Source organism: Pedobacter sp. L105 (genome assembly GCF_009765875.1).
In the GTDB taxonomy this organism is placed as follows: domain Bacteria; phylum Bacteroidota; class Bacteroidia; order Sphingobacteriales; family Sphingobacteriaceae; genus Pedobacter.
The window spans coordinates 162,561-176,303 of record NZ_LMUP01000006.1 but is presented as its reverse complement, the minus strand read 5'-3'; the positions used below and the strand labels follow the sequence as shown (position 1 = coordinate 176,303).

Here is a 13,743-nt window from a genome sequence, read left to right as displayed (position 1 = left end):
ATCTTACCCGCATATATGATCTGGGATCGTTATGATATGTCGCTATTTTAAGTAACAAGCTTATGATAACGAGACAAATATTATACTAAATGGTATTAGCATTACACAAATGAATTATATTAGCTTATTGTAAATTTTACTTTTCATGTTCAAATTTGATTTTAAATCTAAAAAAACGCTTTCAGCTGCATTATTTATTCTTTTTACCACAATCAGCAGTTATGCGCAAACATCTTTTCATCCGGTTAACCTGCAAACGGAATACCTGGTTAACCCTATCGGACTCGATGTGTCAAAACCAAGGTTTAGCTGGAAAATGGCCGACCAGAGAAATGGCGCAGCACAAACTGCTTACCAGATCTTAGTCGCCACAGATTCAGCAGCGCTCTCAAATGAAAGTCAGGTCCTGTGGAATTCAGACTGGCAAACCTCTTCATCCAGCTTAGTTACCTATAGTGGTGAGCCTTTAAAACCTTTCACTAAGTACTTCTGGCGCGTAGCCATCGCAGATCAGCAACAGCATAAATCTGCCGCCAGTCCTATAGCCAGTTTTGAAACCGGTATGATGGTCATGAAAAACTGGAATGGTGCCTGGATCTCTGATGTATCCAATATCAATCTCAAACCCGCCCCCTATTTCAGAAAAACTTTTGAAGAGCATAAAAAAATAAAAAGTGCGAGGGCCTATATCGCCGCCGCAGGTTTGTATGAATTATATATCAATGGAGAAAAGATCGGTAATCACCGCTTAGACCCTATGTATACCCGTTTTGACAGAAGAACTTTATACGTCACCTATGATGTAACAGCAAACCTGAAGGATGGTAAAAATGCAATTGGCGTATTGTTAGGAAACGGCTGGTATAACCATCAGTCAACCGCTGTGTGGGATTTCCATAAAGCCAACTGGCGTAACCGCCCTGCCTTCTGCCTGGATCTGAGGATCACTTATGAAGATGGCACTACAGCCATTATCAGTTCTGGAAAAGACTGGAAAACTTCTTTAAGCCCTGTTATTTTTAACAGCATCTATACTGCAGAACATTACGATGCCCGACTGGAACAAACAGGGTGGAACACTCCTGATTTTGACGATTCCAAATGGAAAGATGTTTATTACCGTTCTGCTCCATCTTCCAACATCGTGGCCCAGGCCATGCACCCAATTCGTAATGTACAGGAGATCCCTGCTGTCAGCTGCACGAAACTGGATGATACTACTTATGTATTTAACCTGGGAAGAAACATCTCTGGTGTAAGTAAATTTACTGTTGATGGCCCTGAAGGAACTGTGATCAGACTGAAACATGGCGAGCGTCTATACAAAACCGGTCATGTAGACCTTTCTAATATCGACGCCCATTATCGTCCAACAGACAACCAGGATCCTTTTCAAACGGACATTGTAACCCTAAACGGAAAAGGCAAAGAAACCTTTATGCCGCATTTTGATTATAAAGGTTTCCAATATGTAGAAGTAACCAGCAGCAAACCTCTCCACCTGCAAAAGGAAGATCTTAAAGGAGAATTTATGCACAGCGATGTACCAGCAACAGGATCAGTAAGTTCATCTAATCCTATTATCGATAAGATCTGGCAGGCTACTAACAATTCTTACCTGTCCAATCTTTTTGGCTACCCAACAGATTGTCCGCAGCGGGAGAAAAACGGATGGACCGGAGATGCGCAAATTGCCATTGAAACAGGACTGTACAGCTTCGACGGAATTACAGTCTATGAAAAATGGATGGCCGATCACCGTGATGAACAACAGCCAAACGGAGTTTTGCCTTCTATTATCCCTACCGATGGATGGGGTTATGAATGGGGTAACGGGCCCGACTGGACCAGCACCATCGCTATTATTCCATGGAATATTTATCTTTTTTATGGTGATTCCAAATTGCTGAATGATTGTTATCCGAATATCAAACGTTACGTAGACCATATCAATGATGTTTACCCGACAGGATTAACTACCTGGGGGTTGGGTGACTGGGTACCGGTAAAATCTAAATCCCCTGTTGAGCTTACCTCTACCTGTTACTATTATGCAGATGCGGTTATCCTGGCAAAAGCAGCTAAAATATTAGGCAAAGAAGAAGAGTTTAATACTTATACTGCCCTGGCAGAAAAAATAAAAAATGCATTTAATGCCAAATATCTGAATAATGAAACAGGCATTTATGCCGATGGTGTACAAACAGAACTTAGCGTACCACTTTATTGGGGACTGGTTCCCGAAAACATGAAAACTAAAGTTGCAGCCAACCTTGCACATCGTGTAGCAGCAGATAACTTCCATTTGGATGTGGGTTTGTTGGGACAAAAAGCCATTCTGAACGCATTGAGTGAAAATGGTTATGCAGATATTGCTTACCGGGTAGCTGCCCAAAAAGATTTCCCTTCATGGGGATGGTGGATAGAAAACGGGGCTACCACTTTGTATGAAAACTGGAATATCGGTTCCGCCAGTGATATTTCTTTAAACCACATTATGTTTGGCGAAATTGGTGCCTGGATCTATAAAGGACTGGGTGGTATCAAACCTGATGCAGCAAAACCGGGCTTTAAAAATGTAATTCTTGAACCTCATTTCGTAACCGGATTGGAGCATTTCGAAGCCAGTCATAACGGGCCTTTCGGAGAAATCGTTTCTTCATGGAAAAGAAAAGGAAAAGGTGTTCTTTATACCGTAACCATTCCTGCAAATTCTACCGCCACGGTTATCCTGCCACAAGTAGCCGCACAGCAGGTAGAACTTAACGGAAAAACCATTGCTGAGAAAAGCATATCCCTGGTTTCAGGAACTTATGAGTTTAAATGGAAGTAACATAAAAAACATTAATCAACCAGGAAGCTATCTGATACACCATCAGATAGCTTTTTTTATGGTTACTCCGGTGAGTAAATTGTTTTGCGGGATCAGGAGAAGTTGTACCTCATTTTTAACAAACTTCAGTCTCACGTCCTTTTGCCCTTCTACCTTCAGCAGGTAATCTCCCTCCAGCCCTTTAACCTGCAATGCTGCTGTATGTTTGTTTCCTGTCCTGTTTTCCACTATAAAACTGATGGCATCTGCCTGTTTGTCTACAGAGATCATTTTATCCCTGGCAAAACCATCCTGATTAAACACCAGATCTATTCTTTCTTGCGGTACACGATAGTAAAACCTTGCTCTTAAACCATCTTCCGGAACAACAGAGAACACTTTTCCGGCGGTCTGCAGATTTCCTCCATAGGCGATCATTCCAAAAACGGGGTCTTCAGTGATAATCGTAGCTGCAGAACGGGTAGCGCCGCCAAAACCCAGGTCGATCTCACCATCATAATACCATGGGCCTCTGCCCTGCGGTTTCTCTATCCAGGTATCGGCATGTTTCTGAGGTTCAAAAGCCCAGCCTGAAGCGCCATCATTTTCTTTACCCGGATACCAGTATCCATAATTAGTTTTCGCTGTTCCCGAATTGATCAGCGCAAAAGAACTCAGATAAGCACCATAACCTAAACGCAACTCTTCTGATGGATGATCGCTAAAATTCAGTGCATCATCCAAAATGGCACCTCCGCCCATTTGCGACATATAACTCAGCGTAAAATTATCACTCTTCCCCCTGAAGTCACTTCCATAATAATAAAAAGAAGTTTCCAGCCATCCCCTGCTGGCCATATTTGCTGCAATTTCGCGTTTCATGAATTTTCTGGCATCATCAGCTTTAATCACCGGATGAGAATACCACTTCTTCAGGTTTTTATCAAACCAGAGGTTACTATCCGGCATCAGGGGATGTAAAGCGGCATATTTTGCAAAAGCATGGGTAGATTCATAAGCTGTAGCATCAACGGCATATTCCGACCGGAAAGGATAAGGATCATCATAGATAAAGTATTTCACCTTTTTCTCCCACTCGGCCCGCAGCTCATCAGCATCTTTTTGAAAGCCTTTCTTCTCCAGTTCGGCAATCAGGTCTACCAATACCAGTTCATTGTAACAGCCCCATTTATAGGTATCATACCAGGGCAGGATCTGGTACGGATATTTGAAATAAGCTTTAGCGGTTTCTTTAGCTCTGTTCAGGTAACCTGCTCCATACAGATAATGTGTCATTCCCGGGTGTAACTTTGCAATCTTATACAGCTCAAAATAAAGCATCGTGATATGCGGATAATCATAAGAACGCCAGATATGCATTTTATCTTTGTTTACATCATGTGTATTCTGGCTTCGCTTTACTGAATCGCGGTCAATCTTCCAGCTTGGTGTGCCGTACAATCCATAAGAATTGGGCTTCTCCTGATCTGTACGCTGTAAGCCGCCCCAAACAAAGTGTTTCACATAGTATTCAATTGCATCAATTTCGTGCTGATCGGGATAAAAAACATTTTTTGCCGCTAAAAAAGGGGCTTTGCCCAATACCGGATCATCAGAGGCCAGGGCATAAACCAGTCTGCTTTTATCAAATCCATCTGCGTTATCCGGCCCCCGCAACGCTTTGTGTTTCATATCATAAATAGAGAATAGGCCATTGTACCATTTTGTAGAATCGCGCTGCTGCTGATGGTCTACAATAAATGCTGCACGTTTTTTATAAAGTACTTCCAGTGGCTCCGTTACAAAAAACTCCATTAGTGTTTTGAGGTGATCGCCATACTCCAGCGTAATCTTATTTTCTCCCAGGTGCGAAAATTTAATCTGGTACAAAGCTGTTCCAGCTTGTTTTCCGGCCATCACTTTCACCGCTGTTTCTTTGGGAAACTCAGGAATAACCTTCAGGTTTTTTTGTTTTGTTCTCAGGGCTACCCTTACATCCAGATCATCAGGAACGGTCATCCCCGGCATTACCTGTATATCTATCATTCCCTCAGCTACCATGATATTCCTGATGTCTGTATAACTATCTGCCCATCTCCATTTAAAGCCATAAGACAGACTTCCTTTTGCCGGAATAACAGCAGCAGTATGAGCCTGTCTCCAGGTTCCGCGGGTTTCTTTATTTCCGCTGTACGCAGAATGAATGAAAGTCTGGAACTGCTGATCGTCCTCTCCCACTGTTTTGGTAGAAAAATATTCAAGGGCAGTGCCCTGTAAAGGAAGCATCAGCAGGTAAGGGCCTAAACCGGTAGGCCGCTGCCAAAAAAGGAACGAATTATTTCCCGCAATAGAATGGTGTTTAATTACCCGCTGTTCAAAGATCTCCTGCTCATTTTCACCACCCTGATTGTTATAGTGAATAGGAATTTCCAAATCTCCTATTTTTAGAGGGCTGCCCGATAAATTATCCAGTTTCATCGTCCAGATCAATCCCTTATCCGTTAAGGTATAATCTTCTGTTAAGCGTAAAGCAGAGTGCCCAGATTCAGTAATATACTCTAGCTGATGATCATTTTTGACCACCATCTTTCGGCTAGTTGCTGTAGTTTTTAGCGAATCCCATTGCCGGTTCTTTAATTGGTACCGAATAACGATCCCACTAAAAGCTTTCCCCTGCTGTACATAATCTGTAGGATAAAGATCTTCTGTTTTCCGCAAGGCGGATATGCCTTGTGGCGAAAACTGTAAACTGAACTCCTTATTTTGAAGCTGTTTAACGATTGGTAAAGACGAAGGAACAGTTTGTGCCAGCACAGCAGAAAAACTGAATGCTGCAGCCAGGGCTGACATGAAGCGGAAAGCGGTAATGTTGACCATATCAACAAATATAACCCGCTGACTGCTCAATATCCTTTCGATAATTAGTGAGTTATTCCCGGATATTAACCGGTCAGTTGAATGACGAAAATTTAATTTCATCTTAATTTACATATAGATACCTTGCGTGATAATCATTCCACAAAATGAATAAATACATTTACATTCTATCTTCGATCCTTTTCCTTTTTACAAGCGCATCTGCACAAAAGCAAAACGTTTATTATATAAAAAATAACGGGCAATATGTTCATCAGCGGGACAGTGCAGACTATATCAGAATTGTTCTGGAAAAAGCAAAAGACAGTAAATTATTCACAGTTAAAGAATTCTATACCAATGGTAAAAGAAAAAGTATTGGCATGTCCGGTACAATAGATCCGCCTAAATATGATGGTACGTATTTATCCTTTTATCCCAATGGAAATAAAAAGCAGGTAGCTACTTATAGTAAAGGGCATCTGGTTGACAGCCTCTATGATTATTATCCGAATGGCCGATTATATACCTTTTTCTTCTTTATTGAACAGCCAGACCATCATTTAGTCCGCAGCCTGAAAAGTACAAACGATTCTACAGGAAAAGCCATGGTCATCGATGGAAACGGGCCATGCATTTTATATAGCGATGACTTTAAGGAAATTGCAGAAAAGGGAATTGTTAAAAATGGCTGGCAAGATGGGATATGGACTGGAAAAGATAAAGATGCAGGAGTTATCTATACGCAAACTTATGAGATTGGAAAATTGATTTCAGGAGAAAGCACCGATGAAAAAGGTAAAGTAGTTCATTATACCAGGGAATTTATACATCCACAATTCAAAGGAGGTATGAAAGAACTGTATAAATACCTGGCATTACATATCATTTATCCAAAAAACTGTAAAGACAATGGCATACAGGGAAAAGCAATTATGAGATTTGCCGTGAACGAAGATGGTTCACTGAGTGACATTAGGGTAGTGAATGATGTGCATCCAGATCTTGCAGCAGAAGCCATAAGGGTACTTAAAACAGCACCATCATGGACTTCGGGAATTAAAAGAGGCAGAAAAGTTCGTGTGTATTATTCTATTCCTATTTCCTTTTCTCTAACTTAATACGGCAGGTAGGTGACTGTTGAATAAAATCTGTCACCCGCTGCTCATATTAAATCCAATTATCCATAACGTAAACAATACAGAACTTAACATTATATTAACAGCAACGTTGCAGGCCTTTAGTAACATTGTCTGTGCGTTTTCTAAATATTCCTTTTCTAAAATCTTTCAGGGCCAGGCTCCTGCTAAGTTTTTTTTCATTTATCCCCGTAGTACTTATCTGGCTGATTACTTATCTGTTTATCAACTACAAACAAAAAGAATTAAGATCATTTGCTTCCAGTTTATCCAGTGTGCAGATCCAGTACCTGGAAAGCACCAGCCAGCTGCAAAAATTCATGCTTTCAGGTTTCCATGAAGAGAAGTTTTACAAAACGGGAAAACAAAGTGACATCGATCAGTTTCTCCTGCTCCAAAATAGGATTAGTAATCATTTAACACGGCTAAAAGCACAGGCGTTACATAATCACCTTGACATAGACAAACCCCTGAACAATCTCATTAGTTTGAGCAGGCAAACACCGGTTCTAGGCAGGTCATTGAAAAGGCTCTATTTCATCAGGGGTTTCCAGGATTTCGGATTGGAGGGAACCATGAGACAATATGCGCACTGGATTGAAAACTCGAATAAAGTACCCAGAACTGCGCTCTTACAATTAAGACGACACGAAAAGGATTATATGCTGAGGGGCAAAATGGAATATGTGCATCAGTTCTTTCATGAAACTGATTCGTTAATGCTCAATATGCCCAAAAATGCCAATTACAATGCCTTAAATAATTACAAACAATATTTTAGCGTGTATGTCAACTATACCGAAAAGCTGGGCATATACAACGAAAAAGGAATTGTACCCCAAATGCAATCTCAAATTGGTCAATTTGATCGGCAATATGCAATTACGGATAGATTAGCAAATGAGGGAATCCATCAATTACAGGAACAATTTAACTACATTTTAGTAGCTGTTTCTATTGCCGTATTAGGCCTTGTAATCATACTCAGCTTAAAACTTTCCAGTTATCTCACCTTCGATATCCGGGAATTAAATCAAAGAATGGGAACTTTCATTAATTCTGATTTTACAGATATTGACGCTGGTGAAACTGGAAAAGAAGTCGTTCCAAGCAGCATTGAAACTGAAAAGCTTTATTATGACTTCACTTTACTGAAGACTACCCTAAGAAAATACATCAATAACCTGAACCGCCACACTGAGCAGCTGCAGATTCAGTCTATAAAACTACAGGACCTGAATGAAGAATTACAGGTTCAATCGGAAGAGTTGCAAATGCAATCTGAAGAGTTACAGGTTCAATCAGAAGAACTAAAAGTAGTCAATGAAGAACTTCATGGCCAGAAGGAGCAGGAAGCGGCAGCACGGGAAGAAGCAGAAAAAGCCAATCAGGCGAAAAGTATATTTCTGGCTACGATGAGCCATGAAATCCGGACACCGCTGAATGGCGTATTGGGCATGGCTTCATTACTCTATCATACTTCATTAAATCCCGAACAATCAGAATATGTGGAAACCATTAAGATCAGCGGAGAAACACTATTAAATGTAATCAATGATGTACTTGACTTTTCTAAAATAGAATCCGGAAAATTGGATCTTGACCCTCATGATTTCAATCTGCAACAATGTATGAAAGAAGTCATTCATATGTTTTCCGGAAAAGCAATGCAATCCGGTCTTAAACTCAGCTATGAAATAGATGCGCAAATCCCATTACAGTTAACAGCCGACAGTCTTCGCCTCAAACAGGTTTTAATTAACCTGCTGGGGAATGCCATGAAATTCACCGCTCAGGGCGAAGTATTTTTGGGCGTTAATCTGATCAAAAAGATTGGTGATGTCCTCACTTTAGGTTTTGAAGTAAAGGATAGCGGAATTGGTATTCCTACAGAAAGACTAACCTGGCTCTTTAAAGCATTCTCTCAGGTAGACTCTTCCACAACCCGGCGTTATGGAGGTACAGGATTAGGTTTAGCCATCTGTGAACGTCTTGTTCATTTAATGGACGGTAACATCACAGCCAAAAGTAAGGTAGGTATGGGAACTTCATTCTATTTTACGATACAGACAACAGTTAACCAACAGCTTATCCCGGCGGAAAACATGAGTCTTATTTCTTCAGAAAAAGTAACCCCGGGATTATTACAGGAAAGTTTCGGAGAAAGATATCCGCTCAGAATATTAGTTGCAGAAGACAACATCATCAATCAGAAATTGATCATCAGAATACTCCATAAGCTCGGTTATGAACCCATCCTGGCAGTAAACGGTCTGGAAGTCATTTCTTTGATCCAGCTGCATACAATTGACGTTATTTTGATGGATATTCAAATGCCTGAAATGGATGGTCTCGAAGCTACATTAGCGATACGCAATACAAATATGAAACAGCCTTATATTGTTGCGATGACCGCTAATGCTATGCAGGAAGATAAAGATGAATGTTTACGGATCGGAATGAATGACTATCTGTCGAAACCCATTCACATAGAAAGTCTGCTGGAAACTTTATCAGAAGCTGCTACTCAGTCCGGCAGAAGCTAATTATTCTGATTTTTCATTGGGATCTTCAGGATCAGGCTGGTTTAATTCCTCTTCAAACTCACGTTCGTCCTTAAGGTTTCTGCGGATAATAAATATGATCAGTAAGATCATGAACAGTAAAACAGCACCTACTATAGGATAATTAATGTCCATCGTGTGAATCTTGTTGTAGAGGAAGGAATCGAACCCTCAGCATGCTGCCCTATCAGCGCTCTACCTGGTTAATTAACTACTTAACTTAAGTCAAAGATAAGGAGCTGAATGTTTATCAATGCTTCAATTGCATGAATAAATAATAAACAAAACGTTAACTGGAAACTACTGTTTAACATAATAATAATATTTAATCAATATTAATATCATATATATTTGTCATACATAGTAACGTCATGAAAAAGAAACAATTAAAATCACTTGTAAAATCGGCCCGTAAAACAGCTGAAAAAGATATCAGGGCAGATTTAGTTAAAGGACTAAATGAAATAGCCAGCAAATTTGGAGAAGGTTCTAAAAAACTGACTAAAGATATTGAAAAGGGAGCCAGATTACTGGCAAAAAAATTAGCAAAAGATATTAAGATTTATAACTCTACAACCGTCGAGTCTGATGGAGAAAGTAAAACGGTATTGAAACCGATAGTTGAAGTACCAAAAGCTGCGCTCACAAAAAAATCCACAGCCAGTACAGTTAAAGAAGCGGTAACCACCCCTGAAACAAAGTAAATCTTAAGATCCGCTGAGGTGATCTCACCATTGATGGTTATCCTGATTTTATTATATAGTTGATCAGCTAAAATTTCTTTAGCTGATCATTACTTATCCAGATAGCTTTACCATCTTAACCTGGAAAAATACATCCCGCAAAGGCAGTAAAGAAGAAACCTAAACTCTCTTGATAAAGAGATTTAAACAGTCACCTCTGTGGCTGCATGTGCGGTTGTCCGCCGGGTAAAAAACACCAGTTTCTTTTTCTCTCTCTTTTTCCCTTTTTTCTTCTTTTTCAACCAGATGATAAAACCGGTAACCGGTAAACTGGCAGAGATCAGACTCGCCGTACAGGCCATAATTTTACCGAACAGACCAAATAGCTGACCAGTATGCAGATCAAGATCAGTAGACTCCATGATATCAGCGGCAGTAAAGTTTTGATAAAGTTTATACTTTGATAGTTTGCCCGTACCTGGTTTATAGATAAATGTACTGATATTTCTCACCCAGTTAGATGGATAGGTCATTCTCACACGCAGGTCTCCTGTTTTCCTTGTAGTGAGCTGGGTAGAAATTGCACCCGGATATTTGGCTGCCAGATCGCTATAAATTTCATCATACCGTATAACGGAATCGCCTTTTGCTTCGGCTTTAATTTTATGACCTTCTTTTTTTATTCCTTTAATTTTAGCGCCTTTGTCCTTATGCCCTTTCACCTTTACATCAGACAATTCAGTCCCGGTTAAAAAATTAGCTGCTGATTTAACACTGTCAAATGCCATATATAAGCCCGATAACGAAATCACAATCAAAAATCCCGAAGCATAAAAACCTAAAACATTATGAAGATCATAGTTAATCCTTTTAGCAGAAGCATTCCATTTGATAGTTAAGGATTGCTTTAATAATCTCATTTGATTAGGAAACCATAAAATCCATCCACTGATCAGCATCAGCACAAAGATAACCACAGACCAATGCATGATAAATTCGCCCGGTTCTCCCAATAATAATGACGTATGAATATTCTTTACCGTAACTAACCAATCAGTGCTTGTTTTTTTTACCAGTTTACCGGTGTAAGGGTCAAAGTAATAAACATGTTTTTTAGGAGTAGTGATGGAGACTGTTGCATTTGGCACATTTGTCACTTTAACACTAGTGATTTTTTCTTTCGGTGCAATCTTCACAAAACTTTTTGAAATGCTATCCAGACCAACAAATGCCTTGTTCTCCAGCGGTACATAGGCGTAATCTTTTTGAATATATTCCCTGATCTCTTTCTCAAAAACATACAGGCAACCCGTAACGCTTACTATAAATACTACCAGGCCTGTACCCAAACCCAGCCATAAATGTATCTGTCTGATCGTATCCTTGAATTTCTTAGTCATTTTATCATCCGAGTGGTCAACAAATATAACGTTATTTAGATTTGGTACAAATAAATGAATAATATTAGCTCTTGCTCTTAAAATTAAATGAATCCCTTGTTGATGCCTGACCAGAATTAGATCAAAAGCCTGATATCGGAATAGTCACATCAAGAATAAAAATTATTACGCTGATTTACAGCATAATACAAGTAAACTATTTTTATAGTTTGTAAACTATAAAAATAGTTGTACATTTAATTAAGCTTTATAAATATGAGAGAATTAACAAAAGCAGAAGAACAGATCATGCTGATCCTCTGGGAGATAAAAGAAGGTCTAGTCAAAGAAGTGATCGACAAAATAGATCCCCCAAAGCCAGCATATAATACGGTATCAACAGTAATCAGGGTATTGGAGGGAAAGGGTTTTATCGATCACAAAGCTGTGGGCAATACCCATATCTATTTCCCATTAATTACTGAAGAAGAATACAAACACTTTGCTTTTGATAAAGTAATGAGCAATTATTTCGAAAACTCTTATCAAAGCCTGGTTTCTTTCCTGGTCAAAGAAAAGAATATGGACATAGAGAAACTGGATGAATTAATCAAACTGGCTGAAGAACTTAAAAACAAGAAATCATGAATTGGTTGTATTATTTACTGGAAGCTAACTTATATTTAGCTGTATTCTATGGCTGTTACAGGCTGTTTCTTCATGAGGAAACTTTTTATTCGCTGAACAGGTATTACCTGATCACAGCAACTATCCTTTCATTCGTACTGCCTTTGCTTCAGGTAGGTTATCTGAATACCCTATTCGCTGCTCCCCAGGAAACTATGAGGATAGTGAATTCTGTGGTTTACCAAAAGCCTGCGGTACCAGCCGCTATTTCAGCTCAGCTGGAATTATCAAGTCTGCTGTATGGTATATACCTCAGCATTGCCATAGGCTTTCTGGTAAAAACGCTGTTTACTTTGACTCAGATATTCAGTATTTATTTCAAATCCAAGCGCCATACCATCGATAATGTAACATTCATCGAACTCAAAGGACAACATGCTGCATTTTCATTTTTCAATATCCTGTTCATCAACCCCAATCTAAAACAGAAAGACACTATTCTTAAACACGAAATGGTGCATATTAAACAGAACCATAGCGCGGATGTACTCTTTTTTGAAATTATTCAGATCATCTCCTGGTTTAACCCAATTGTGTACTTTCTGAAAAGGGATATTAAACTATTGCATGAATATCTGGCCGATGAACAGACTACTGCTGCCGGCGTTCAAAAACATGAGTATGCACTTTTTTTAATTCAGCATTCTTTTGGACCAATCTCAAACACACTTTCCAATCAAATATTTAACGAATCATTATTAAAAAGGAGAATTAAGATGTTAAACAAACAAAAATCCGGGGGACTGGCAAAGTTCAGGCTCCTCCTAATGGTACCCGTGGCGACCTGCCTGCTTTGCGCCTCTACCATGGCCTTTACAAAAGATTATGCACTTGTGGATCTGTTTCCGCAGAAAACTACCTTACAACTGCAGGATACCAGCCGGGGAAGGACTATTTTTTATTCCCACAAAGGCATATCTTATGAAAATGGGAAAGATAGAAAATCAACGGAGAAAAGAGCCGTGGTAGTTAATGGAAGGGTAATTATAAATAACGACAACTTTGATGTAGTAGAAGATTTTGATCATAAAAAAGAATTAAGTCCTGAGGAAGCCTTAACAAAATATGGTGAGAAAGGAAAATTTGGCGCAGTTGAATTGTCAGGACCATCAACTAGAGTGGTAACAACCAGTCCAATGCCCCCTGCCACGCCTGGAAAACCAGCGGTTCCCCCAGCAACTATCCAAATATTTGAAAGATTACCAGGAGAAAAGCCGACTAAGGCTACCGTAGTAGAAATGCAACCTCCCACAGCAACACCAACTCAGCCCAAACCACAGCCTGCCAACGATCAAACTTCCGCGCCTGCGCCAAAAACGATAACAGTAACAATGAAACAACCTGAGCTTGCACAAGCAATACCAGCAATGAAAGACCAGAAACAACCTTTAAGTTTTACATTTATAGCAAAACCAACAGCCGCGGATGGGAAAAACACCACAACAGAATTCTCCTCTTCAGCAGATCGTGATCAAAAAGCAAACGCAGCTGCCATAAAAGAAATTGAATTAAAATTGTCAGAAACGCAATCTAAATCAGGCAAAGTAGATCCAACTGCTAAAGTTATTGATCCTCTTGAACCCATTACTGTTCAGGGTTACCCATCAAAAAATTAACTTAAAC

Annotated in this window: 9 protein-coding genes; 6 read left to right on the top strand and 3 right to left on the bottom strand. The window is 39.6% G+C overall.

Features of this window, described 5'->3' with window-relative positions; translation table 11 throughout:
- Window positions 1-145: 145 nt before the first annotated feature.
- On the top strand, window positions 146-2,833 hold the full coding sequence (locus GSQ84_RS12990; RefSeq protein ID WP_158797702.1) for an alpha-L-rhamnosidase: 2,688 nt from the start codon (window positions 146-148) through the stop codon (window positions 2,831-2,833).
- 42 nt (window positions 2,834-2,875) lie between these two features.
- Here GSQ84_RS12990 and GSQ84_RS12985 read toward each other — a convergent pair whose 3' ends face one another.
- On the bottom strand, window positions 2,876-5,791 hold the full coding sequence (locus tag GSQ84_RS12985) for a DUF5695 domain-containing protein (RefSeq protein ID WP_158797701.1): 2,916 nt from the start codon (window positions 5,789-5,791) through the stop codon (window positions 2,876-2,878).
- A 44-nt stretch (window positions 5,792-5,835) separates the two neighbouring features.
- Between GSQ84_RS12985 and GSQ84_RS12980 the strand changes: the two genes are divergently transcribed.
- Together GSQ84_RS12980 and GSQ84_RS12975 are read left to right on the top strand one after the other, a co-directional pair.
- Complete coding sequence (locus tag GSQ84_RS12980; protein ID WP_158797700.1) at window positions 5,836-6,789, top strand: energy transducer TonB; 954 nt, start codon at window positions 5,836-5,838, stop codon at window positions 6,787-6,789.
- 134 nt (window positions 6,790-6,923) lie between these two features.
- Window positions 6,924-9,353 (top strand): ATP-binding protein, encoded by a 2,430-nt coding sequence (locus tag GSQ84_RS12975; protein ID WP_158797699.1) that lies wholly within the window; start codon window positions 6,924-6,926, stop codon window positions 9,351-9,353.
- Here the strand turns inward: GSQ84_RS12975 and GSQ84_RS12970 are convergent, their stop codons facing one another.
- Complete coding sequence (locus GSQ84_RS12970) at window positions 9,354-9,506, bottom strand: hypothetical protein (RefSeq protein ID WP_158797698.1); 153 nt, start codon at window positions 9,504-9,506, stop codon at window positions 9,354-9,356.
- A 236-nt stretch (window positions 9,507-9,742) separates the two neighbouring features.
- On the opposite strand from GSQ84_RS12970, the gene GSQ84_RS12965 reads away from it, so the two are divergent.
- Window positions 9,743-10,075 carry a hypothetical protein gene (locus tag GSQ84_RS12965; RefSeq protein WP_158797697.1) on the top strand — a complete coding sequence of 111 codons (333 nt, stop codon included), beginning with the start codon at window positions 9,743-9,745 and terminating at the stop codon, window positions 10,073-10,075.
- Between the two features lie 182 nt (window positions 10,076-10,257).
- On the opposite strand, the gene GSQ84_RS12960 is transcribed toward GSQ84_RS12965, so the two are convergent.
- Window positions 10,258-11,454 carry a PepSY domain-containing protein gene (locus tag GSQ84_RS12960; protein ID WP_158797696.1) on the bottom strand — a complete coding sequence of 399 codons (1,197 nt, stop codon included), beginning with the start codon at window positions 11,452-11,454 and terminating at the stop codon, window positions 10,258-10,260.
- A 255-nt stretch (window positions 11,455-11,709) separates the two neighbouring features.
- Between GSQ84_RS12960 and GSQ84_RS12955 the strand changes: the two genes are divergently transcribed.
- Complete coding sequence (locus tag GSQ84_RS12955; RefSeq protein WP_174238658.1) at window positions 11,710-12,081, top strand: BlaI/MecI/CopY family transcriptional regulator; 372 nt, start codon at window positions 11,710-11,712, stop codon at window positions 12,079-12,081.
- A complete protein-coding gene (locus GSQ84_RS12950) occupies window positions 12,078-13,736 on the top strand; it encodes a M56 family metallopeptidase (protein ID WP_158797695.1) in 1,659 nt (552 codons plus the stop codon). The genes GSQ84_RS12955 and GSQ84_RS12950 overlap by 4 nt, the downstream gene beginning before the upstream one ends.
- Window positions 13,737-13,743 lie beyond the last annotated feature (7 nt).